Origin of the sequence: Parazoarcus communis, assembly GCF_003111645.1 — a bacterium.
Lineage (GTDB): Bacteria > Pseudomonadota > Gammaproteobacteria > Burkholderiales > Rhodocyclaceae > Parazoarcus > Parazoarcus communis_A.
Window position 1 is genome coordinate 3589744 of record NZ_CP022187.1, and the last position, 21980, is coordinate 3611723.

Here is a 21980-nt window from a genome sequence, read left to right on the forward strand (position 1 = left end):
GCACCTATAATGCGCCCCTCCATCGGGTGCCTGTTACCCGACCCACTCCTCACCGGATACCCTGCATGTCGCGATTGATCTTGTCTTCCATTCTTGTCCTGCTTGCCCTGACTGCCTGTAATCAGACGGTGGAGGACACCAGGCCGGGGCAGCCGGTGAAACATCGTCAGGACGCGTTCAAGGCGATGCTCCGCGCCTTTGAGCCGATGGGCGTCATGCTTCGAGACAAACAGTACGACGCCGGAAAATTCGCCGAACTGTCCGCCGAACTGGTGGCGCGCCGGGATGCACCGTGGGCGTACTTCACCGCCGATACGCTCTATCCGCCGACCAAGGCCACGGCCGCGGTGTGGGAGCGTGCAGATGAATTCGAGCGCGAGCGTGAGGCCTTCTTCGCGGTGACCGACGCGTTGCTTGCAGCGGCGCAGACGCGTGAGCTCGAACAGGTCGGGCCCGCGTACGACAAGGTGTACGACAGCTGCAAGTCCTGCCACAACGACTTCAAGAAGAAGTGACCCGACGAGGATCCGTCGTCGCCCGTCCGCTGCGTCATTCTGGCGGGCGTTGTATTTGTGCACAAATTGATGCATTTGGTCTCGTTAATACATAAATCCACTGCATTTGCGTGGATTTATGAAATATGGTGTGCGGGTTGTGTCGTGCGGCACTCCGCAGTCATGAGGCAGATGGGCATTGATGCGCGCATTCCTGAAACGAGTCACGAACGGCCCGGCCCCCGGCCCCCGGGCGCCTGAAATCCCGGTCAGATCCATGCTGACGCCGGGCCGCATTGCCATCTTTGTGCTGTTTTGCCTGCGTCGCGCATGCGTCGCAGCGATGCGCCCGGCGCTGGCGTCCGGCCTCCTGTGGTTTGCGTTGGTGAGTGTGTCGTCCGTCCATGCGCAAGGCGTCGTGCTGGACGGTCTGTCGTCCGGGATGCTCGGGCGCGCGGGCACGGTGATGCTCGAACATGGCAGTGCGTTCTCCGCGGAGGAGGCGCTGGCACTGCAGCGCCAGGGCGCGTTCAAGGGCGCCGGGGTGGCGGTTCCCAAGTTTGGTATCGGATCGCAGCCGGTGTGGTTCCACCTCTCCGTCGACAATCGCGGTGACCGTGCCGTGTCCCGGCGATTGCTTGCGGGGGTGTCCTGGATCGAACGCCTCGACGTCTTCATCGTGCGCGGCGGGGTGCCGGTCTCGCAGTGGGGGGCGGGCGATGGCGACGCGAGCCGCCGTCATCCGCTGGGCAGTCTGGGCTACGCCTTCGATCACGACTTCGAGCCGGGAATCACCGAGATCCTGTTGCGTGCCGAGACCGCCGACCCGCTGGTGTTGCCGGTTCGCCTGTTGAGTCCGGATGCCGCGACGGCGGCAATGCGCTTGCAGGACTACGGCTACGGCATGCTGTATGGCTTCCTGCTGGCGCTGATTGCCTACAACGCGATGCTCTACGCCGGACTGCGGGACAGCAGTCACCTGAACTACGCGCTCTATCTCGCCACCTTTATCCTGCTCAATATCTCCTACTCGGGGCGCGGCTATGAATGGCTGTGGCCGGAGAGTGTCATCTTCCAGCAGTACGTCACGCTGGTGCTGATGGTGCTGTTTGGCTGTGCCGGGCTGCGCTTTGCCTCCAGCTTTCTTGAGCTCGGACGGCTGCATCCGCAGGCCGAGCGTGGTGTGCGCGTCCTCATGTGGATCGGGTTGGGGGCCATTGCACTCACTGTCGTCATGCAATCGCAGGCTGCGGCAGCGGTGGTGGCGTTTGTTTTCGTGCTCGCTTTCTCGGTGCTGATGGTCGGGCTCGGCGTGCTGAGCCTGCGCCACGGGCGGCGGCCGGCCAGTTATTTCCTGGCCGGTGCGGTGGTGGCGATGGCGGGGGCCGCGGTGACCGCGACGAGTGTGTGGGCCGGCTTGCCGTACTCCGAAGCCTTCTTTCATGCCGCGGAACTGGGCATGGTGGTCGAGGGCAGCCTGCTGGCGCTGGCCCTGGCTTACCGCATGCGCCTGGTTCAGGCTGCACGCACCGAGGCCGAGCATCTGTCACGCATCGATCCGCTGACCGGCTTGCTGAACCGGCGCGCCTTTCTCGGCCTGGCTGAAGGTGTGTGGAGCACGGCGGCGCGCAAGGGGCGCCCGCTGTCGATCATCCTGATCGACCTCGACCATTTCAAGGCAATCAACGATACCTACGGGCATGAAACCGGTGATCGGGCGCTGATGGCGGTTGCCGGCGCCCTGAATCGCAATTGCCGGCGCGGAGACATCTCCGCACGGTGGGGCGGCGAGGAGTTCATCCTGCTGTTGCCGGAAACCAGTGCGGAGCAGGCCCGCACAATGGCCGTCCGCCTGCTGTCGGATATCCGCTCCATGCCCGTTTCGGATCAGGCCGGTGCAGCCTGTCTGTCGGCCAGTCTCGGGGTTGTCGAACGCAGGAAGCATGAGGTGCTCGAAGCCCTGATCCGCGAGGCCGACGGTTGCATGTACGAGGCCAAGCGCGCCGGGCGCGGCTGTGTTCGCGGCGTGTCGGATGCACGCGGGGACACCGCGCTCGCAGCCGATTGACTGCCGCGGTCCGGACGTTCGTGCTGCGCGCCCCTTGGAGCAGCAGGCTCAGCCCAGTGGCTTGATGAAATAGCTCATGATCGTTGCAGAGGCCTCGCCGTCAGCAAGGATTGCCGCGGTCCATTTCGGGATGGCTTGTGCCGCCCAGATGACAAACACCGCAAGCACGATCTTGCGGCCACGCGTCATGGCGTGAAGGCGCTCCATCACCTCGGCTGAAGCGCCGTGTTCCTTTGTCTCTCTCATTGCCCGCTCCTTGCTCGACGCCGGGTTTGACCCGGTCTGGATGCAACTGCCCGGCAGGTCCGGACCTCGCCTTGTGTGGCAGATGCATGTTGGAGAAGGAGCCTTTGCGGATCTTCAGTCCCGCGCACGAGCCTGCGGGGTGTCGCCGATGCCGGGCCGGCTTTTCTCCATTCATTCAGCGTAGTCGGCGCTGGCGGAGTTTCAAGGCGAGTCTTGCGGGGCGGGCGGACTCAGTCCCACATGCCGCGCATCTTCGCGGCCAGATCGAGCGCCGCCTGACGCGATGCGGGCGTGCCGCGCAGCTCGGGGGCGGCTCCGGCCACGTGTGCTGCTCGAAGTGCGGCAGCAGGCGGTTGGGAATGAAGCGGGTGCGCCCGGCATAAACGTGGCGGTCGCCCATGCCCGGCTGCTGGGTGACGTAGAAGCGCTGCGGCACGATGAGGTCGAGGTGGTCCTTCGCGCGCGTCATGCCGACATAGAGCAGGCGGCGCTCTTCTTCGATCTCTGCGGTGTGGCGGGTGGCGATGTCGGACGGGATGCAGCCATCCACCACATTGAGCACGGTCACTGCGTTCCATTCCTGACCCTTGGCTGAGTGCAGGGTGGACAGGATCAGGTAGTCCTCGTCCAGCAGCGGCATGCCGGCCTCGTCGCTGGTGGCGCTGGGTGGGTCGAGCGTGAGCTCGGTGAGGAAGCGCTGCCGGCTGGGATAGGTGGCGGCAATGCGTCCGATCTGCTGGATGTCGCCCTGACGCACGGCCGCGTCGTCGTACAGGCGTGGCATCTGCGCTTCGTACCAGCGGCAGGCCAGCTCGAAGCTGGTTGGCCACGGCGCATCGTCGCGGCCGAGGTGCTCGACCAGCGCGGCGAACTCGTTCCACGCCTGTTGAGCCGCATCGGGTACCGGCTGTTCGGCGAGCAGGGCACAGCCCTCGGGCGCGGTACACACGTTGTCGAGGATGCGGCCGGCGGTCTTGGGGCCGATGCCGGCCAGCAACTGCACGACCCTGAAACCGGAAACGCGGTCGCGCAGGTTCTCCGCCCAGCGCTGCAGCGCGAGCACGTCCTTGACGTGGGCGGCTTCGAGAAACTTGAGCCCGCCGAACTTCACGAAGGGGATGTTGCGCCGGGTCAGCTCCATCTCCAGCCGGGCGCTGTGACTGGCGGCGCGGAACAGCACCGCCTGCTGCTTGAGCCGGATGCCTTCCTCACGGCGGGCGAGCGCGCGTTCGACCACGTAAGCGGCCTGATCGGCATCGTCGCGCACCGACACCAGTCGCGGTCTGGCGCTGCTGTCGCGCTCGGACCACAGATCCTTGCTGTAGCGCTCCGCCGCCTGCGCGATCACCGCATTGGCCGCCTCGAGGATGGGGCGGGTGGAGCGGTAGTTCTGCTCCAGCGTCACGCGGTGAGCGGGCGGGTCGAAGCTTGCGGGGAAATCGAGGATGTTGCGCACCGTGGCGCCGCGAAAGGCGTAGATCGACTGCGCATCGTCGCCGACCACGGTGAGGCCGAGCCCGTCCGGTTTCATGCCCAGCAGGATCTCGGCCTGCAGGTGGTTGGTGTCCTGGTATTCATCCACCAGCACATGCTGGAACAGGCCGCCGACCTCTGCCGCCAGCGCGGGATCGGCCACCATGTGTGCCCAGTACAGCAGCAGGTCGTCGTAATCGAGCACCTGCTGTGCCTGCTTGGCGGCGACATAGGCGCGGAACAGGGCTTTCAGGTCGTCCGCCCATTCTGCGCACCACGGAAAGGTCGATTGCAGCACGTCCTTCAGCGGCGCACGTGTATTGACCACCGCCGAATAGATCGCGAGACAGGTGCTTTTCTGCGGGAAGCGCTTGCTGCGCGAGGACAGCCCCGCCTCGTGGCGGGCGAGGTTCATCAGGTCGGCGGAGTCTTCGCGGTCGTGGATGGTGAATGCCGGGTCCAGCCCGATGCGCCCCGCGTACTCGCGCAGCAGGCGCGCACCGATGCCGTGGAAGGTGCCCGACCATTGCAGGCTGGCCTGCGCCAGCCAGGGTGTGTCTGCCGCCGCCTGGCCGAGAATGCGTTGCACCCGTCGCCCCATTTCGTCCGCCGCACGGCGCGAGAACGTGAGCAGCAGAATGCGTCCCGGGTCGGCCCCGCCGACGATCAGGCGCGCAACGCGGTGGGCCAGGGTGTTGGTCTTGCCCGAGCCGGCGCCGGCAATGACCAGTAGCGGCCCGGGAATCCCGTTGCTGCCGTCACCGATGCCAAACTCGACCGCCTTGCGCTGGGCGGGGTTGAGGCGGTCGAGCCAGTCTGAAGGCGTGGCGGGCGGAGTCTGGGAACGGGTCATGACTGTAATTCTATCCAGTTCCGCGCCCGCTTTGGTGCTCGTCCTGCTCTGCAAACGTCAGCAAATTGATTGCACGCGTTGCTGCGCGTGCCTTCCCTGCTCAGGCCGGGGTGTCTTTTGATCGGGTCGCTGACGATGGGACGACCGGATCGAAGGGAAACAGGCCCGCCCGAAAGCTCTTTGCCATGAATTCGGCGCGGCCGATGGCGAGCTTTGCGGTTTCGGGGGGCAGGATCTCTTCGGCGGCTTCGCGGAACAGCGCCAGCCACTGTCCGAAGTGCTCGCGCGTGATCGGCAGGCGCATGTGCACCGGGAATGGATGGCCGGCGTAGCGCTTGGTGCCGAGCAGGGCGTTGGACCAGAAGTCGGTAACGATGGCGAGGTGGTGATCCCAGTCGCCGACGGCGTTGTTGAACACCGGGCCCAGGTCGTCATCCAGCCGGGCCCGATCGTAGAAAACCTGCACAAGTTCGGCGATCTGGGCTTCGGTGACGGCAGGTGCTTCGGACATGATGGTTCTCTTGAGGACGGGTTTCTGCATCGGGAAATATAGCCGATAAGCGGAGCGGCCATTTTTCTGCGTGACCCTGGCAGATGTGCTTCGGCGCGGCCGCGTACTCAGACGCGTGCGCTCATCCCTGCGAATTCGAGCAGATCGTCGATGAACGCATCGCGCTTCCACAGGTGCGGGGCATGATCCACGCCCTCGTATATGTGCAGTTTCGCGTTCGGCAGCTGGCTGGCCACGTACTCGGCGGTGGCGGTCGAGTAGAAATTGCTCTCGCCGCCGTAGATCAGCAAGGTCGGAATGTTCATCTGTGCCAGCACCGGGCGATAGTCGGCTGCGGTCAGGCTGTCCCAGCAGGCGATCAGGGGGGCGGGTGCCAGCTTTCGCAGGCGCTGACGCATGGCCTGGATGCCCTCGGTATTCGCGGCATAAGCCCTTGCGGCCGCTGCGTTGTGGCCGTCTGCCACCAGGCGCAGCACCGCTTCGGCAAAGTCCTCGCGTAGCGCAGCCATGAAGGCTTCATTGCGCTGCGCGTCGAAGTCGCCATACACGCCGAGCTTCCAGCGCTCGTCGGTCAGCAGGCGTGGAGACTGGTCGAGAATGACGGCACGCCCCAGTCGCTCGCAGCCGAAGTCGCGCACGTACTGCCACAGCGTGAGCGCGCCCATCGAGTGACCGACGACAACCGCGTCGCGCACATCGTAATGCGCCAGCAACAGGTGCAGATCCTGTGCCATCCGCTGCACGGTCGGCACCGTTGTGGTCAGTGGCGCGTGCCCGCCATGGCCACGGGCATCCCAGCGAAAGATGCGGAAGTGCGCGGCCAGTGGCTCGATGAAGGGCGTCCAGTCGCGGTGGCTCGAGGTCCAGCCGTGCAGCAGCACCAGCGGGCGCCCCTGGCCGGAAATACGCAAGTGGATGGTTTCGCCGTCGTCGGCGGTCAGCGTGTCCATGGGGCAGGATTATACGGGCTGCATGCGTATGGACTGTTACGTGATCACAGTCGGGCCAGCAGCGCCTCGAAGCCCGGATAGTTGTCGCGGGTCAGGCCGTACTTGCTTGCGCTGGCGCTGCGCGTTCCGCTTCTTAGCGCGTCGATGAAGGCTGCAGGGTCGGTGATCCAGCTGCCACCGACGAAGGTGACGCCGCGGGCGAACAGGGCGTCGGGCAGACAACCGGCGCTGGGGCCGATCATCGCGAACCAGCGTGCCTGGCGGCAGCAGCCGAGCATCCGGTCCAGGGTGTCGTTGAGCAGGAGTGTGCTGGTCGAGACCACCTTGGTGCAGGTGGCGAGTGCTTCGGCGTCGGTCGTGACCCGGTAGCCTTCATGCTCGCCCGCGAGCTCGGCCTTGAGTTCGACCACGGTCAGCCTGGCACCGGCCTCGATGATGCGGCCCAGCAGGGGCTTGAACAGGCCGATCATGCCGATCGCTTCGCCTGGCGTGGGCTGCAGGCTGCCGATGGAGTCGGTGCTGTCGTCAGGGCGGAAGCCGGCGCGGTCGTACAGGCAGCGGGTCAGGGCATTGGCGGCAGCAAAGCCGAGGGTCTTGTCGATGCCGCTGCCGCTGGCGTAGCGCCGGGCGAGGTCGAGCGCATCGGTGCCGGTGAGGGCCGTGCGCGTCGGGTGTGCGTGCAGATGCGCGAGGGTGTCGTCGAGCAGCACGTAGGACAGGCCGAGCGAACCATCGTCCAGTTCGATTGCGCAGAACTCGCCACGGCCATCGTTGTTGGGCTGCGCGGGCGGCAGGTGCAGTGCGCGGATGCGGGGCAGCGGGCTGCGGGCCGCGAAGCGTTCGAGCTGGGCGAGGTAGTCGTCCGCAAAACGTGCGGGCTTGGCGGTGGTCATGTCTGGTCCTGATCCGGAAGGTGCTCGCCGCGGTGCAATCCTGCACGGACGGCGGCAGAGGCGGTGTCGCCGGCAACGGTCGAGCGACGGTTTTCGGGGCTGCGCAGCGCTCCGGGGAAGTACATTGCGGTGAGGCTCTTGGAATGAACGGGCGAGTCGGCATCCGATGCGCCGAAGCGACGCCAGTCGCGCACCCACAGGACGTCATCGGCCAGTTCGAGCAGGCCGATGGTTTCGCGGTCGCCGATCAGGATGGCCTGAACGCGCAGGCCCAGCGTCGTCTTGGCCTGATCGAGGCGGCTGACGACATCGGCGGTGGCGCCGAATGCCCCGTCCGACGCCAGCAGCAGATCGGCCTGGCGCCATTGTGCGGCGTCGAGTTTTTCGATCGCCCGCTCCAGTGGACCACAGATGTCGGTGCCGCCGCGAAAGGTCTGCCCGAGAAAGCGGATCAGGCGTTCGATGCCGCCGGCGTCGACGCCGAGCTCCATTTCCACCAGCTCGTCGGGACCGCCGAACGCAAACACATGGCATGCACGATGTTGCGCGTGGGCGCTGCGCACCGCTTCGAGGACAGTGGCCTTGGCGACGGCCTCTGCGCCACCCTGCATCGAGCCCGAGGTGTCGACGCAGATCAGCATGGGGCCCGTCTCCATGCGTCGGTCGGGCGCGGGCCGTGGTTGCGGACGCAACACGGGTGAGCGGTGCTGGCGAACTTCTGCCATGCGGTCGTCGTCTTCGTACGCGAGCAGGGTGCGTTCGGCGCGGCGGGCATGCCACACCAGGCGCAGACGCGGGTGGCCGAGCAGCATGGCTTCGGCCGGCAGCATGCGGGCGATGCGGTCCGAGCGCTTGATGCCGCGGGTTTCGCCGGGCAGGTCGGGCACATGCACTGCATGCGGCTGCGGGTGTTGCGCAAGCGCCCGTTCCATGACCGGCACCGTGCGCTGGCTGCGGCGCTCGGGTTCGTCGGTCTGGCGGCTGCGCCCCAGCTGCCGGATCAGGCGACCCAGTTCGGGCAGGCGTTCGAGCAGTCGGCGGATGCGCAGTACCTCCTGCCAGCCCTCGCTGCGCAGCTGGCCGCAGATCGTGTCCCAGCGCAGGCTCTGGTCGCCTTCGGGCAGCATGCCGAAGACGTCCACCAGCTCGTCGATGTGGCCGCAGCGTTCCTGCCAGTCGGCGGCAAAGGCGTCGAGCGCCATGGCGGTGGCGGTGTCCTCGTCTGCACCGCGGTCGCGATAATCGACGATCAGGTCGAGGTGGAAGAGGATGCTCATCACCACGGTCACACTGAGGTCGCGTTGCCCGCGGCAGTAGCCGGGCAGGCCCAGCTGCGCCATGGTGGCGGACAGGGCGGCGGCAAGCTGCGGTGGCGGCCACGGCCACGCGGCGGGCGGAGGCAGGGAGCCGGCAAGCAGACTGTCGACGAGCAGGCTCAGGCCCGACAGGCGGGCCTCCAGCGTGCCCTGCGCATTGGTCATGCCGCCCAGCCACAAGTTGCGCGCCAGCGCGTCGAGTGCGGCCAGGCGCTGTTCGCGGGCCTCGAACAGCAGCGCGCAGGGTGCAGGCGCGCTCATGCGTCGTGTTGCAGCGGCACGGCGACCGGCTCCGGCGCCGTGCCGTGGTCTTCGCCCTCGGGCAGGCGGGGCAGGCGGGTGAAGCCTTCGCGCGTCGCGGCGGCGCGCTGGTGCAGGCCTGAAAGTGCTTCGGCGACCGCCGTCAGGTTTGCGTCGACCCGGTCGGCGAGTTCGCTCTCGAGCCACAGACTGGTGCTGCGGTAGAGGGCGAGGTTCTGGCGTTGCGCGGCGAGTTCTTCGGCATACCCGGCGATGCGCCTGATCAGGTCGTCGATCTGGGCGGTACGGGCGGCGATGTGGCGGGCACCGTAACGGCGCTGGCGGCTGTAGCGCATGCGCAACGCGCCGGCGCCGCCCTTGGCATCGCCGACTTCGTCGGCGAGCTCGGTGGCGGAAAAGCGCAGACGGCCGGACGCGTCGTAGTCGAGGTCGTTGGCCTTCAGCTCGGTGTCGAGCTGTGCTTCGAAAGCTTCGACCACACGGGTGAGGCGTGGTGGCGAGAAGCGCGCGTTCACGCCGATCCGGGTCTGCAGCCAGGTTCCGACGGCAGCCTGGCGGGCAGCGTCGGGCGCGGTGCACCAGGGCAGCAGGAGCAGGTCCCACAGCGCCACCGCCGTGCGCCCTTCGCACGCGGCCGCCATGCGCAGCAGCCACACGGTCTTCACCCAGCGGCGGTCGGAAACGCAGGCCTGCAGGCTGGCCAGATGCTCGCGAAGTTCGGCCAGGATCGTGCTCGCCGCGTGCGGCAGCGTCACCGCCGCAGCCTGTCGGGTGAGTGCCGTCAGCGCGTCGGCGTCAAGGCGAAGCGCCGCTGGCGGGGCTGTCCAGTCGGCCTTGTGCGCGGTGTCGAGCAGTTGGGCGAAGCCGTCACGGCTGACCGGCTCGACCGGTACCCGCAGCAGGAACCGATCGAAAAAGGCCTCGGCGACTTCGTCCTCCGGCACTTCATTGGTGGCACCGACGACGCTGATCAGCGGGCACTGCTCGCGGCCGGCGCCGTTGTCGAACTCGCGCTCGTTGAGCAGCGTCAGCAGCGCATTGAGGATTGCGCTGTTGGCCTTGAACACTTCATCGATGAAGGCAATCGAGGCGTCGGGCAGGAAGCCCGCGGTGTGACGCTCGTAGCGGTCCTCCTCGAGGGCCTTGATCGACAGTGGGCCAAAGAGTTCTTCGGGTACCGAGAAGCGGGTGAGCAGGCGCTCGAAGTAGCGGGCGTTGGCAAACACCGTGTGCAGGCGCCGGGCAAGCTCGCTCTTCGCCGTGCCGGGCGGGCCGATCAGCAGGCTGTGTTCGCCGGCGAGTGCCGCGAGCAGGGTGAGGCGTACCGCGCGTCGACGCTCGATCAACCCGCTTTCGAGGTAAGAGAGCAGGTGCGACAGGCGATCGCGGGTGCTGTTCGAGTCATGTGCAAGGGACTGATCCATGGAGAAATCCTAGCACCCGGATGTGTGGTGTGCCTTGATCGTGACGAAGTCGCGCACGGCAGGACGGCGGCGGTGCCGCCATCGCCTGATGCAGGCACCGCGTCGGTCGCGCTGCACGATGCTTCGGGCATCACCCGTTCAAGTTAAACTGCGTCTGTTCCGCTGCGCGGGGACGCATGTCGGGGGCGGCGTGGCCTAATTCTCGGGGGGGAGTGGCTGAATGCAAGAGTTGGCGTGGAGTGACGCACTGTTGACGGGAATCGACGTCATCGACCGGCAGCACCGGGGGCTGGTCGACATGATCAACGCCACCGCGGCGCGGCTGGAAGATCAGTCTGAACTCAGCGCTGAGGAGGTCCGCTCGCTGGTGGGCTACCTGAAGGACTACACCGAAGTCCATTTCAGCACCGAAGAGGCCTTGATGAGCCTGTGCGGACTGTCCCCCGCCTACGCGCAGGCACACCACCATAATCACGACCGCTTCCTCGCGCTCGTGGGCGACATGGCCGATGAGCTCGGCGACGATGCGGTGCCGGACGGCCGGCAGTTGCTGGCGTTTCTTGGTGACTGGCTGATTCGTCATATCCGTGGCGAGGATCAGGGACTCGCCCGGCGGCTGCGCGATGCACGACAGGCGACCGATGCCGCCCTGAGCACTGCGCAGTCGAGCGCACGCACGCAGGCCGCACCCGCCGCGCCGCTGATGTTTGCGGATGCGCTCGCCCAGGGCAGCGCCGCGCTCCATGCCAGCGAAGCCGATGTGCTGGCGTTCATCTCCGGGGACCGCTCCGCGGCACTGGTGGTCGCACTCGATGCGGCCTTACTGCCCGGAGAGGTGATTCAGGCCAATACCGCTGCCGAGGCGTATTTCGGCGCCGAGGCGGGGGCGCTTGGCGGACGCCCCGGCACCAGCCTGTTCAGTGATGCCCAGGTTCAACGTCTGCCGGTGGTGATGAGCGAAGTGCTGATGCACGGCAGCTTCGAAGGCGTGCTTGAGTGCGTCGGTGCAGACGGAAAGCCCGGGGCCGCAGCGGCCCGCGTGACCCATCTCGTACTCAATGGACGCATCGTCATTCTGGTGCTGCTGTCGGCAGCGCAGCGCGAGGTGGCCGGGAAGCGGGCTGCAGTTCCGGAAGATGCAGGCAGGACTGCGCTCTCGCGCCACCCCCTGTTCATGTGCCTGACGCCGGATGAAATGACTGCGCTCGAGCAGCAGGCACGCCTGGTTCGACTCGACAAGTCGCAGCAGCTGTTCGTGAACGGCACGGATCCGGCCGGGCTCTACATCGTCATCAGCGGTCAGGTGGGGGTGTTTGCCGCGAACGAGCGTGGCGACGAGAAGGTGCTCGACATCATGGTCGCGCCACAGATCGTGGGCGAAGTCGAGGTGCTCGCCCGCCGGGCTTCGCCGGCAACGGCCCGCAGCCTCTCGTCCTCCACCCTGCTGATGATTCCAGCCGACGCCCTGCGCGCGCTTCAGTCTTCCAGCCCGGCTTTTGCTGCTGCGGTGACGGCGCACCTTGGGCGGCGCATGCACGAGCGGGTTCGCGAGATCGCGGCCCTGACCCTGCATACCGCAATGGAGCGCACGATCGACTTTCTGCTCGCGCACGGCACCGACAACGGCGACGGTGGTGTCGACACCGTGCTGCCGGCGCAGAAGGGCATCATCGCGTCCTACCTCAATATCAACGGCGCGACGCTGTCGCGGAATTTTCAGCAGCTCTCCGATTGCGCCCTGATCAGTGTCAGCCGCCGTTTCGTGACCATTCCGGATCGTGAGGCGCTGCTGCGTTTTCGTCGGCAGTGAGCGATGGGGCCGCGTGGCGGCTCAGTCGCCGAGCACGATCGTCACGCGCTTGTTGCGTTTGCCCTCGGAGCGGATCCTGACCACGCTGGCCGTGCCGATCTCGCCGGTCCGGCGCAAATGGGTGCCGCCACAGGGCTGATAGTCGATGTCGCCTACGCGGATGGTGCGCACGCTGCCCTGGCCGCGCGGCGGCTGCACCGACATCGTTTTCACCAGCCCCGGATTCGCATCGAGCTCGGCGTCGCTGATGGCGCCGGTTTCCACCGGCTGATCGCGCGCGATGAGGGCGTTGAGCGCGGCTTCGATGTCTGCAGCCACGAGCTTTTCCATGTCGATGTCGAAATCCAGGTGTGCCTTGTCTTCTGCCATCCTGCCGCCGGTCACCGGCGCGTCGACCACGGCGCACAGCAGATGCAGACAGGTGTGGTAGCGCATCAGTGTGTGGCGCCGTTCCCAGTCGATCTCGGCCTGAAGCCGCGTTCCCGGGGCGGGCACGGGGGCGTCGTCGGCAATGCGGTGCACGATGGCTTCGTCCTCTCCCTTGATCGTGTCGATGACCGTCAGCCGGCTTCCGTCCTCAAGGATCAGCACGCCGCGGTCGCCGGGCTGCCCGCCACCCGTGGGGTAGAACACCGTGCGCTCAAGCTCGACGATGCCCGGTTCGCTGCGGGTCACCACGGTGTCGCACTGGCGTGCGTAGCTGTCTGCATGAAAGACACGATCGGTCACTGGTGGGCTCCTTTCCTGTGGATGCGACGAGGGATGATTGTGCCTCTTCTCCCGGTAGAAAGCGCGTATGCGAACGTTCTTTGCGCTCGGGACGGATGTGGGGCAGGCGGTCTGATGCGATCAAAAGGCCGTGTTGGATGCTGGTAAAGCTATTAGACTATGATGAATATTCGATGGCGCTCGCAGAAGCGTCACGCCCCCCGGAGAAGACATCATGTTCAAGCGCCGCCCAGCAATCCGCCGTGCCGACTGCCCTGTGCAGTTGCACCGCCGTGAGCGGGGCAGTCTGCTGTTCGTAGGAGATCACCTCGCACGCAGCGTTCGCGGCGTGCCCTGTGCGCCACCCCTGTTCCGATAGAAACCGACCCGTTCCACGGTATTACCGACCCTCTATCAGGAGCAGCACAATGACCGACCTGTTTGAAAATCCGATGGGGCTGATGGGCTTCGAGTTCGTCGAATTCGCTTCGCCCAAGCCGAATGTGCTCGAACCCATTTTCGAGATGATGGGCTTCACCCGCGTGGCGCAGCATCGCTCGAAGGATGTCACGCTGTATCGTCAGGGCGACATCAACTTCATCGTCAACCGCGAGCCGCGCAGCATTCCCGCCTATTTTGCTGCCGAGCACGGGCCTTCTGCCTGCGGCATGGCGTTTCGCGTGCGCGATGCGCAGTTTGCCTTCAAGCGCGCACTCGAGCTCGGCGCCCAGCCGCTGGACATGCCGACCGGCCCGATGGAGCTGCGTCTGCCCGCGATCCGGGGCATTGGCGGCGCGCCGCTGTACCTGATCGACCGCTACGGCGATGGCACCTCGATCTACGACATCGACTTCAACTTCATCGAAGGCGTGGATCGCCATCCGGTCGGCCACGGTTTCAAGCTCATCGACCACCTGACGCACAACGTCTACCGCGGACGCATGAGCCATTGGGGCAGTTTCTACGAGCGCATCTTCAACTTCCGCGAGATCCGCTACTTTGACATCAAGGGCGAGTACACCGGCCTGACCTCGCGAGCGATGACCGCGCCGGACGGCAAGATCCGCATCCCGCTCAACGAAGAGGCGTCGAAGGGCTCGGGGCAGATCGAGGAGTTCTTGATGAAGTTCAACGGCGAGGGCATCCAGCATGTGGCGCTGCTCACCGACGACCTCATCGGCAGCGTGGACAGGCTGCGCGCGGCAGGCGTGCCGCTGATGACGGCGCCGCCCGCCACCTATTACGAGATGCTGAGCGAACGCCTGCCGGGGCATGGCGAGAATGCGGACGAACTCCAGGCCCGCGGCATCCTGCTCGATGGCAGTACCGAAGGCGGCAAGCAGCGTCTGCTGCTGCAGATCTTCTCCGAGACCCTGCTCGGGCCGGTGTTCTTCGAGTTCATCCAGCGCAAGGGTGACGATGGCTTCGGCGAAGGCAACTTCAAGGCCTTGTTCGAATCGCTCGAACGCGACCAGATCCGGCGCGGCGCGATTACCGTGCCGGAATAACGCCGACGCTGCCGTGACCGGCAGGATCAGGGCGTCCGAAGCGGGGCGCCCTGTCTTTTCAGTACAGCCCGCGGGTGCGGGCAAACAGTCTCACCAGGCCGAGCAGGGCGGCCACGTTGGGCACTGCGACGCCGGCCTTGCCCGCGATCTCATGCACCACGCCGAGCAGCGCGTCGATCTCCAGCGCGCGGCCGGCTTCCACGTCCTGCAGCATCGAGGTTTTCATTGCACCCAGCTTGCGCGTGACCGCATTGCGCTCGCCCGGGCTTTGAGTCACCGGACAGCCGATGCGCTCCCCCACGGCGGCAGCTTCTTCCATGACCCGCACGCAGAAAGCCTCGACCAGTTCGTCATCGAGGATGCGGTCACTGGTGGCGCCCGTAATCGCCGACACCGGGTTCATCGTCATGTTGCCCCACAGCTTGAACCAGATGTCGCGCTGGATGCGATCAGATACGGTGAGTTCAAAACCCGCTGCAGTGAGCACGTCGGCCACTGCCCGGGTGGCGGGCGTGGTGGGGCCGGTGGCGTCGCCGATGATCAGGCCGTTGCCCATCTTGTGCAGGCTCACGCCGGGCGCCAGGGTGGCGCAGGCGATATGCACCACGCAGCCGATGACCTGAGCGGACGGAATGTGGCTGCGCAGCTCGCCTGCAGGATCGACGCTGCCAAGGGTGGCGCCGGCCAGCGGTCCGGACAGGCCGTCGAAGAACCACCACGGCACGCCGTTCATCGCCGTCATGACCTTGGTGGCGGGGCCGATCAGCGGCCCGATGGCCGCTGCGACCGTGGCCATCGCCGGTTCCTTGACGGCGACGATCACGAGGTCTTGCGGTCCGAGTTCGGCCGGGTCGGCCACTGCCCGTACCGGGAAGTGACGCAGTCCTTCCGCGTCCCGAAGGCCCAGGCCATCGCGCTGCAGTGCCGTCAGCGTCGAACCGCGCGCGACCACCGACACGGGCTGACCGCTAGCGGCGATGCGTGCGCCGATCAGACCGCCCACCGCACCGGCGCCATAAAGACAGATCTTCATTCGTGCTCCTTCATGTGGCAGGCAGCCTGAACCGGGCTGATCAGTGGCGGAAACTCGGGTCCTGCCGCTCGACCAGGCGGACGAACGCGGCGAAGGCGTCCTCTCCTGCACCGTACTTGGGGTCGAAGTTCAGCGAATCCGCGACACATTTTTCCAGAACCGGTGTCGGCAGTTCAAGCGCCTGCCCCATGGATTGGGTGGCGAGCTGAATTTCGCAAGCGCGATTGACCAGCCACATCAGCGAGAAGGCCTGTGCCAGGGTTGCGCCAATCACGACCGGACCGTGGTTGCGCAGCAGCAGCACCGGTTTGTCCCCCGCGCTGGCAAGGATGCGCTTGCCTTCGTCCAGATGAACGGTGATGCCTTCAAAGTCGTGATAGGCAATCTTGCCGTAGAGTTGGGCGGCGTAGAAGTTGCTGAACGAGAGGCCGTCCTTCAGGCAGCACACGGCCTGGGTCGCCGTGGTGTGGACGTGCATCACGCAGTGGCCGTCGGGCACGGTTGCATGGATCGCACTGTGGAAGGTGAATCCCGCCGGATTGATCGGCCAGTCGGCATGGCCGATGATGTTGCCGTCGATGTCGATCTTGACCAGATTGGATGCGCAGACTTCGCTGTAATGCAGTCCGAAGGGATTGATCAGGAAGTGGCCGGGCTCGCCCGGAACGCGCAGCGAGATATGGTTGTAGATCGACTCGTCCCACTTGAGGTAGGCAAAGATGCGGTACATCGCGGCAAGCTGCACGCGGGCCTGCCATTCGGTGTCGCTGAAGCGGGCGGGGTGTTCGTAGTAGCGTTTGGTGTTCGACATCGGAGTTCTCCTTGAGCGCTGTGCCGCCACCCCATCCGGGGCAACGGCAGTTGATTTTGTATGTGTGTAATCAGGGACGGGACTTGGCGGCTGCAGTGCGTGCTGCTGCAATCAGCGCAGCGCCATCGAAGCCCTTGCCCTTGGCGTCGGCAATCCATTCCTGTTCGACCGGAAGGGCACGTTCGCGCATGGCGGTGTAGGCAGCGCCTTCAACCTGCGTCACGGTATGTCCGGCCGCCTTGACCTTGTCACGCGCGGTGGCGATGGCACCGTCCCATGCCTGACCGAAGCGGGACACCAGCGCGGGGCCGCTATGGCGATCGATGATATCGCGCAGATCGGCGGGCAGGGCGGCGTAACGGTCCTTGTTCATCAGCACGGTCAGGATGGTCGCACCCATTGCCGGTTGATCGTCCGGGGTTTCCATGTGGAAGTGGGTGACCTCGTCGAGCTTGGTCGGCACGATGACTTCCCATACCGCGGACGCGCCATCGACGACGCCCTTTGAAATGGCTTCGGTCATCTGCGCAGGTGGCATTGCCACCGGCGTTGCGCCGAGTGCGGTCAGGGTGCGGGCGATGGTGCGGTTCGGCGCGCGCAGCTTGAGCCCCTTGAGGTCATCAGCGGTATGGATGGCCGTCTTGGCCGTGTGGATGTTCATGCCGCCATCGCCGTGCATGGCAAGCACCTTGAATCCGCTGTATTCGGCTTGTAGCTGCTGCTCGAAGAAGGGCCAGATCGCCCGTCCCTGAGCGGCACCGCCCAGCGGCAACACGCCGGGCAACTCCAGCGCTTCGGTCTTGGGGAAGCGGCCGGTCGAATAGCCCGGTGCGGTCCACACGATGTCGGCCACGCCGTTCTTGACCAGGTCGGGCAGTTGCGCCGGGGTGCCGCCAAGCTGCATGGACGGGAAGAACTGACACTTGATGCGACCGGCCGAGGCGCGGCCGAGATCGTCGCACCAGGGCTCGAGCACGGCTTTCTGGGCGAGCGCCATGCCGGGGAGGAAGTGGCTCACCTTGAGGGTGACTTCCTGCGCTGCGGCGGGAAGGGCAACAAAGCCTGCGAGCAGGGCGAGGGATGAAAGGCGCAGGGTGTTCATGGTTGTCTCCTGATGATCAGATTGCCTCGCGAACGGGTGCGCGAGTGCCGGGTGGTGCTACGCAGATACGACAGACGGTGCTATAGCCCGCCCATCGACAGGTACTTCAACTCCATGTACTCATCGAGCCCATGGTGCGAACCTTCGCGGCCAAGGCCCGAGTTCTTGACGCCGCCAAAGGGCGCAACCTCGGTCGAGATCAGGCCGGTATTGATGCCGACCATGCCGTATTCGAGCTGGCCCGAAACACGCCAGACGCGGCCAATGTCGCGCGAGTAGAAATAGGCGGCCAGGCCGAATTCGGTGTCGTTGGCCATGGCGACAGCCTCTTCCTCGGTGCGGAAACGGAACAGCGGGGCGACCGGGCCGAAGATCTCTTCCTTCGCCACCGCCATGTCGGGGGTCACGTCCGTGAGGACGGTTGGCTGGAACCAGGTGCCGCCGAGCGCGTGCCGGGAGCCGCCAGACGCCACCTGTGCGCCCTTGCCGACCGCATCCGCGACCAGCGACTCGACCTTGGCAATGGCTGCCTCATCGATCAGCGGTCCCTGGGTCACGCCTTCTTCCGTGCCCTTGCCGACCTTGAGTGCCGCCACGGCGGTGGCGAGCTTGTCGGCGAAGGCTTGGTACACGCCTTCCTGCACAAGGAAGCGATTGCTGCACACGCAGGTCTGGCCCGCGTTGCGGTACTTGGACGCCATGGCGCCCGCGACCGCGGCGTCGAGGTCGGCATCGTCGAACACGATGAAGGGCGCATTGCCGCCGAGTTCGAGCGAGAGCTTCTTGATCGTGGGGGCGCACTGCTGCATCAGCAGACGGCCGACTTCGGTGGAGCCGGTGAAGGTGAGCTTTCGCACCACCGGGCTGGCGGTGAGCACACCGCCGATGGCACGCGCATTGCCGGTGACGACACTGAACACGCCAGCGGGTACGCCGGCACGCTCGGCCAGTTCAGCCAGTGCGAGCGCCGACAGCGGGGTCTGTTCGGCGGGTTTGAGGATCATTGTGCAGCCGGCCGCGAGAGCAGGGCCCGCCTTGCGGGTGATCATCGCCGAGGGGAAATTCCACGGTGTGATGGCCGCACAGACGCCGACCGGCTCCTTGGTGACCACGATGCGGCGGTCGGCGAATGGTGAGGGAATCACGTCGCCATAGGCGCGCTTGGCCTCTTCGGCAAACCATTCGAGATAGGCCGCGGCATAGGCGATCTCGCCTTTCGCCTCGGCCAACGGTTTGCCCTGCTCAGCTGTCATGATGAGTGCGAGGTCGTCCTGATGCGCGAGCATCAGTTCGTACCAGCGCCGCAGGATGCGGGCGCGCTCGGCTGCAGTGCATGCGCGCCAGGCGGGCAAGGCCTTCTCCGCCGCGGCGATGGCGCGTTCGGTTTCGGCCGCACCGGCACGGGGTACGCTGGCGATGACGCGGCCGTCGGCCGGATCGGTGACCGGAAAGTGTTCTCCGCTGTCCGCGGCGACCCAGTGGCCGTCGATGTAGCAGGCCTGCCGCAGCAGGCCGGGATCCTTGAGGTTCAGCATGGCATGTTCCTGATGATCAGTAAGCTGCGCCGGCGCGCGGGGCGTCGGCAGTCTTGAAGCGGCCGGCGAGTTGCACGGCGGCGTTGCGCAGCAGCAGGGTGTCGACGCCGGCGGCGACGAAGCTGGCGCCGGCCTGGCGGTAACGCTCGGCAGCTGCGGGGTCGGCGGAAAACACCCCGGCAGCCTTGCCGGCGGCGGCGATGCGCGAAAGGGCGTCGCTTACCGCGGCGCTCACCTCCGGATGGCCGGGGTTGCCAAGGTGGCCGAGGGATGCGGCGAGGTCGGAGGGGCCGACGAAAACGGCATCGACGCCTTCCTCTGCCAGGATTTCGTCGATTGCTTCGAGTCCGGCGCGTGATTCGATCTGCACGATCAGGCACATCTCTGCATCGGCCTGATCGAAGTAGCCTTCGACGCCGTTCCAGCGCGCTGCGCGGGCCAGTGCGGTGCCGACACCGCGGATGCCGGACGGCGGGTAGCGGATTGCACGAACCAGCGCGCGCGCCTGTTCTGCCGATTCGACCATTGGCACGAGCAGCGACTGCACGCCGACGTCGAGGTACTGCTTGATGCGTGCAGCATCGTGATCCACGGTGCGAACGACCAACTTGACCGGGTAGGGCGCCATGGCCTGAAGCTGGGCAAGCACCGAGCGCGGATCATTGGCCCCGTGCTCGCCGTCCACCATCAGCCAGTCGAATCCGGCACTGGCCATGATTTCCGCACAACAGGGATCGATCAGGCCGAGAAAGGCGCCGACCTGGAACTCGCCCGCGGCGAGCGCGCGCTTGAAGTGATTCTTGGGCATCTGCATGGCGGCTTCCTCAGGCGAAGTGGCAGCTGATGCTGCCCATGGGGCCGTAGTCCGCCTGGAAGGTGTCGCCCGGACGTGCCGCCACCGGGCGGGTGAAGGAGCCGGCAAGGATCACCTGTCCGGCTTCCAGTGCGACGCCGTGGGGCGCAAACTTCTTCGCCAGCCAGGCGATGCCGTTGCCCGGGTGATTCAGCACGCCGGCGGCGACGCCGGTTTCCTCGATCACGCCGTTGCGATAGAGCAGGGCGCAGATCCAGCGCAGGTCGACGTCGAGCGGCTTGATCGGGCGTCCGCCGAGAATGATGCCGGCATTGGCTGCGTTGTCCGAGATGGTGTCCATGACCTTGCGCGGGCGCTTGGTCTCGGGGTCGACCCGGTGGCAGCGTGCGTCGATGATCTCAATGGCAGGCGTCACGTAGTCGGACGCCGAGATCACGTCGAACAGGCTCACGTTTTCGCCTTCCAGGCGGTGCGACAGGATGAAGGCAAGCTCGACTTCGACCATTGGCAGAATGAAGCGGCCGGCCGGGATGGTGGCGCCATCGTCGAAGAACATGTCGTCGAGCAGGGTGCCGTAGTCGGGCTCGTCGATCTGCGACGACATCTGCATGGCGCGCGAGGTCAGGCCGATCTTGTGGCCCTTGATCGTGCGGCCTTCTGCAAGCTTGAGGCGGATGCCCTCACGCTGCACTGCGTAGGCATCGGGGATGGTGATCTCGGGGTGGTCGAGCGAGGGCGCGCGCACCTGTTCGCGGGTTTGTTCTGCGTGGTGAAGGCGTTGCGCGATGGCGGCAATGGTATCCGTTGGGAGCATGGTTTTCGGGTCCTGTAACTGGTTCAGGTCTTGCGGTAGCGGGCGTGGATGTTGTTGTGCTTCCACGTGCCGGCTTCGGAAAACTCGATGAGCTCGAGCGAGAGCGCGAGGCCGCGACTGGCGTAGAGCGCAGCGAAGTGGGCCTTCATCATCTCGAACAGGTCGTCGCCGGTTTTCTGCCGTGCTTCTGCACTGCGGCCCGCGCCGATCTTGACCGTTGCATGAACAAAGGCGTCGTCGGCGCTGCCGTCGGCGACGCAGTAGTCCTTGAGTTCGATTGCGCGCGAACGGATGCCGCCGACAGGAAACACGTCCTGGGCGATCATCACCTGATTGGCCTTCCGCAGCAGGCCGGGAATGTCGGCGGCGGTGCCGAGGTTGTCGGTGTATTCGAAGATGAGGTGCGGCATCTGTGCGAGCTCCTTGCTGATGGCGTGAGGGGGCGGCCGGGGCGGAGGGTCAGAGTGGGAAAATGGCGTTGATCTGGCCGGTGCCGGAGCTGCCGAAGAAGGGGGTGATCACTTCGACCTTGCCCTCGTACTGATCCCAGCCGACAGCGCCGAGCAGCATCGCCGTGTCATGCATGAAGCCTTCGCCGTGGCACTTGTCGGCGTACTCGGGAAGCATCGCGCAGAAGGTCTTCCAGTCGCCGCGCTCCCACATCTCGACGACGGCGCGATCCATGGTCTCGAGAAAGGGGCTCCACATCTTGTGCATGAACGCTTCCGCCGTGCCGTTCTGCGCAAAGCGGTGCGACAGCGAACCGCTGGCGAAGAAGGCCACCGTGCCGTCGTACTGCTCCTCCACGGCCTTGCGCATCGCAGCGCCCAGGCGCACCGAGTCCTCGAGGTTATGCACGGTACACAGTGCCGACACGGACACCACCTTGAAGTGACGGTCGCTGTTCATGTAGCGCATCGGAACCAGGGTGCCGTACTCCAGTGCCAGCGTGGTGGCGTCGTGGGCGCGGGTGTGGACGCCGTCGGCGGTGCACACCTCGGCCAGGATCTTGCCCAGCGCCGGGTTGCCGTTGTAGGCGTAAGGCATGTTCTTGATGAAGTGCGGCAACTCGTTACTGGTATAGACACCTTCGAATTGCGGGGCGCAATTGATGTGGTAGCCGCCATTGACGAGCCAGTGGGTATCGAAGACGACGATGGTGTCCACCCCGAGCTCGCGGCAGCGGCGGCCGATCTCGATGTGGCCGTCGATGGCGGGCTGGCGGCAGCCCTTGTGCGGTCCGTCGATCTCCGACAGATACATTGACGGGACGTGGGTGATTTTTGCTGCGAGCGCGAGTTTGCCCATGGTGTTCTCCTCTTTCTCTAATCCGGAATGGATGTTTCGTTCTTATTG

Annotated in this window: 19 protein-coding genes and 1 pseudogene; 4 read left to right on the top strand and 16 right to left on the bottom strand. The window is 65.8% G+C overall.

The annotated features are described in order from the left end of the window. The first annotated feature begins 65 nt into the window (after positions 1 to 65). Positions 66 to 515, top strand: coding sequence for a c-type cytochrome (locus tag CEW83_RS16380; RefSeq protein WP_108950290.1), 450 nt, complete (start codon positions 66 to 68; stop codon positions 513 to 515). A gap of 256 nt (positions 516 to 771) precedes the next feature. Continuing rightward, a complete protein-coding gene (locus CEW83_RS16385; RefSeq protein ID WP_159099481.1) occupies positions 772 to 2562 on the top strand; it encodes a diguanylate cyclase in 1791 nt (596 codons plus the stop codon). Between the two features lie 48 nt (positions 2563 to 2610). Here CEW83_RS16385 and CEW83_RS21120 read toward each other — a convergent pair whose 3' ends face one another. The 7 genes and pseudogenes from CEW83_RS21120 to CEW83_RS16415 form a co-directional block, all read right to left on the bottom strand. After that, positions 2611 to 2808 carry a hypothetical protein gene (locus tag CEW83_RS21120; RefSeq protein WP_108972204.1) on the bottom strand — a complete coding sequence of 66 codons (198 nt, stop codon included), beginning with the start codon at positions 2806 to 2808 and terminating at the stop codon, positions 2611 to 2613. Positions 2809 to 3038: 230 nt separating this feature from the next. Continuing rightward, a pseudogene (locus CEW83_RS16390) lies at positions 3039 to 5134 on the bottom strand (ATP-dependent helicase). 100 nt (positions 5135 to 5234) lie between these two features. Further along, positions 5235 to 5645, bottom strand: a complete 411-nt coding sequence (locus tag CEW83_RS16395; protein WP_108951484.1) for a group III truncated hemoglobin — start codon at positions 5643 to 5645, stop codon at positions 5235 to 5237. Between the two features lie 107 nt (positions 5646 to 5752). After that, entirely contained in the window at positions 5753 to 6595 is an 843-nt protein-coding gene (locus tag CEW83_RS16400) for an alpha/beta fold hydrolase (protein ID WP_108950292.1), read from the bottom strand. A 44-nt stretch (positions 6596 to 6639) separates the two neighbouring features. Continuing rightward, entirely contained in the window at positions 6640 to 7488 is an 849-nt protein-coding gene (locus CEW83_RS16405) for a Rossmann-like domain-containing protein (RefSeq protein ID WP_108950293.1), read from the bottom strand. After that, the gene (locus CEW83_RS16410) at positions 7485 to 9065 is read right to left on the bottom strand and encodes a VWA domain-containing protein (RefSeq protein WP_108950294.1); all 1581 of its coding nucleotides are present in this window, start codon (positions 9063 to 9065) and stop codon (positions 7485 to 7487) included. The genes CEW83_RS16405 and CEW83_RS16410 overlap by 4 nt, the downstream gene beginning before the upstream one ends. Continuing rightward, positions 9062 to 10489 carry an AAA family ATPase gene (locus CEW83_RS16415; protein WP_108950295.1) on the bottom strand — a complete coding sequence of 476 codons (1428 nt, stop codon included), beginning with the start codon at positions 10487 to 10489 and terminating at the stop codon, positions 9062 to 9064. The genes CEW83_RS16410 and CEW83_RS16415 overlap by 4 nt, the downstream gene beginning before the upstream one ends. 220 nt (positions 10490 to 10709) lie before the next feature. Between CEW83_RS16415 and CEW83_RS16420 the strand changes: the two genes are divergently transcribed. Beyond that, positions 10710 to 12299 carry a bacteriohemerythrin gene (locus CEW83_RS16420; protein WP_108950296.1) on the top strand — a complete coding sequence of 530 codons (1590 nt, stop codon included), beginning with the start codon at positions 10710 to 10712 and terminating at the stop codon, positions 12297 to 12299. Between the two features lie 21 nt (positions 12300 to 12320). Here CEW83_RS16420 and CEW83_RS16425 read toward each other — a convergent pair whose 3' ends face one another. After that, the gene (locus CEW83_RS16425) at positions 12321 to 13028 is read right to left on the bottom strand and encodes an alanyl-tRNA editing protein (RefSeq protein WP_108950297.1); all 708 of its coding nucleotides are present in this window, start codon (positions 13026 to 13028) and stop codon (positions 12321 to 12323) included. A 407-nt stretch (positions 13029 to 13435) separates the two neighbouring features. Here CEW83_RS16425 and hppD point away from each other — a divergent pair, with 407 nt between their 5' ends. Next, a complete protein-coding gene (hppD, locus tag CEW83_RS16430; protein WP_108950298.1) occupies positions 13436 to 14515 on the top strand; it encodes a 4-hydroxyphenylpyruvate dioxygenase in 1080 nt (359 codons plus the stop codon). A 58-nt stretch (positions 14516 to 14573) separates the two neighbouring features. Here the strand turns inward: hppD and CEW83_RS16435 are convergent, their stop codons facing one another. The 8 genes from CEW83_RS16435 to hpaD all read right to left on the bottom strand — a co-directional run bounded on the left by CEW83_RS16435 (position 14574) and on the right by hpaD (position 21932). After that, a complete protein-coding gene (locus tag CEW83_RS16435; protein ID WP_108950299.1) occupies positions 14574 to 15548 on the bottom strand; it encodes a 2-dehydropantoate 2-reductase in 975 nt (324 codons plus the stop codon). A gap of 40 nt (positions 15549 to 15588) precedes the next feature. Further along, positions 15589 to 16359, bottom strand: a complete 771-nt coding sequence (locus tag CEW83_RS16440; RefSeq protein WP_108950300.1) for a class II aldolase/adducin family protein — start codon at positions 16357 to 16359, stop codon at positions 15589 to 15591. A 70-nt stretch (positions 16360 to 16429) separates the two neighbouring features. After that, the gene (locus tag CEW83_RS16445; protein ID WP_108950301.1) at positions 16430 to 17461 is read right to left on the bottom strand and encodes a TRAP transporter substrate-binding protein; all 1032 of its coding nucleotides are present in this window, start codon (positions 17459 to 17461) and stop codon (positions 16430 to 16432) included. Positions 17462 to 17541: 80 nt separating this feature from the next. Beyond that, entirely contained in the window at positions 17542 to 18996 is a 1455-nt protein-coding gene (locus CEW83_RS16450) for an NAD-dependent succinate-semialdehyde dehydrogenase (protein WP_108950302.1), read from the bottom strand. Between the two features lie 16 nt (positions 18997 to 19012). After that, complete coding sequence (locus CEW83_RS16455) at positions 19013 to 19810, bottom strand: aldolase/citrate lyase family protein (RefSeq protein ID WP_108950303.1); 798 nt, start codon at positions 19808 to 19810, stop codon at positions 19013 to 19015. A gap of 10 nt (positions 19811 to 19820) precedes the next feature. Further along, positions 19821 to 20624: a 2-oxo-hept-4-ene-1,7-dioate hydratase gene (hpaH, locus tag CEW83_RS16460; protein WP_108950304.1), complete on the bottom strand. Its 804-nt coding sequence runs from the start codon at positions 20622 to 20624 to the stop codon at positions 19821 to 19823. A gap of 23 nt (positions 20625 to 20647) precedes the next feature. Then, a complete protein-coding gene (locus CEW83_RS16465; protein ID WP_108950305.1) occupies positions 20648 to 21034 on the bottom strand; it encodes a 5-carboxymethyl-2-hydroxymuconate Delta-isomerase in 387 nt (128 codons plus the stop codon). Between the two features lie 49 nt (positions 21035 to 21083). Continuing rightward, positions 21084 to 21932 (bottom strand): 3,4-dihydroxyphenylacetate 2,3-dioxygenase, encoded by an 849-nt coding sequence (gene hpaD / locus CEW83_RS16470; RefSeq protein ID WP_108950306.1) that lies wholly within the window; start codon positions 21930 to 21932, stop codon positions 21084 to 21086. Positions 21933 to 21980 lie beyond the last annotated feature (48 nt).

What these genes read in the sequence shown, in the direction of transcription:
- CEW83_RS16400 (WP_108950292.1), bottom strand. Translation starts at nt 6,595, where the DNA reads ATGGACACGCTGACCGCCGACGACGGCGAAACCATCCACTTGCGTATT.
- CEW83_RS16395 (WP_108951484.1), bottom strand. Translation starts at nt 5,645, where the DNA reads ATGTCCGAAGCACCTGCCGTCACCGAAGCCCAGATCGCCGAACTTGTG.
- CEW83_RS16445 (WP_108950301.1), bottom strand. Translation starts at nt 17,461, where the DNA reads ATGAACACCCTGCGCCTTTCATCCCTCGCCCTGCTCGCAGGCTTTGTT.
- CEW83_RS16415 (WP_108950295.1), bottom strand. Translation starts at nt 10,489, where the DNA reads ATGGATCAGTCCCTTGCACATGACTCGAACAGCACCCGCGATCGCCTG.
- CEW83_RS16440 (WP_108950300.1), bottom strand. Translation starts at nt 16,359, where the DNA reads ATGTCGAACACCAAACGCTACTACGAACACCCCGCCCGCTTCAGCGAC.
- CEW83_RS16385 (WP_159099481.1), top strand. Translation starts at nt 772, where the DNA reads ATGCTGACGCCGGGCCGCATTGCCATCTTTGTGCTGTTTTGCCTGCGT.
- CEW83_RS16420 (WP_108950296.1), top strand. Translation starts at nt 10,710, where the DNA reads ATGCAAGAGTTGGCGTGGAGTGACGCACTGTTGACGGGAATCGACGTC.
- CEW83_RS21120 (WP_108972204.1), bottom strand. Translation starts at nt 2,808, where the DNA reads ATGAGAGAGACAAAGGAACACGGCGCTTCAGCCGAGGTGATGGAGCGC.
- CEW83_RS16380 (WP_108950290.1), top strand. Translation starts at nt 66, where the DNA reads ATGTCGCGATTGATCTTGTCTTCCATTCTTGTCCTGCTTGCCCTGACT.
- CEW83_RS16405 (WP_108950293.1), bottom strand. Translation starts at nt 7,488, where the DNA reads ATGACCACCGCCAAGCCCGCACGTTTTGCGGACGACTACCTCGCCCAG.
- CEW83_RS16410 (WP_108950294.1), bottom strand. Translation starts at nt 9,065, where the DNA reads ATGAGCGCGCCTGCACCCTGCGCGCTGCTGTTCGAGGCCCGCGAACAG.
- CEW83_RS16455 (WP_108950303.1), bottom strand. Translation starts at nt 19,810, where the DNA reads ATGCAGATGCCCAAGAATCACTTCAAGCGCGCGCTCGCCGCGGGCGAG.
- CEW83_RS16450 (WP_108950302.1), bottom strand. Translation starts at nt 18,996, where the DNA reads ATGCTGAACCTCAAGGATCCCGGCCTGCTGCGGCAGGCCTGCTACATC.
- CEW83_RS16465 (WP_108950305.1), bottom strand. Translation starts at nt 21,034, where the DNA reads ATGCCGCACCTCATCTTCGAATACACCGACAACCTCGGCACCGCCGCC.
- hpaD (WP_108950306.1), bottom strand. Translation starts at nt 21,932, where the DNA reads ATGGGCAAACTCGCGCTCGCAGCAAAAATCACCCACGTCCCGTCAATG.
- CEW83_RS16435 (WP_108950299.1), bottom strand. Translation starts at nt 15,548, where the DNA reads ATGAAGATCTGTCTTTATGGCGCCGGTGCGGTGGGCGGTCTGATCGGC.
- hpaH (WP_108950304.1), bottom strand. Translation starts at nt 20,624, where the DNA reads ATGCTCCCAACGGATACCATTGCCGCCATCGCGCAACGCCTTCACCAC.
- hppD (WP_108950298.1), top strand. Translation starts at nt 13,436, where the DNA reads ATGACCGACCTGTTTGAAAATCCGATGGGGCTGATGGGCTTCGAGTTC.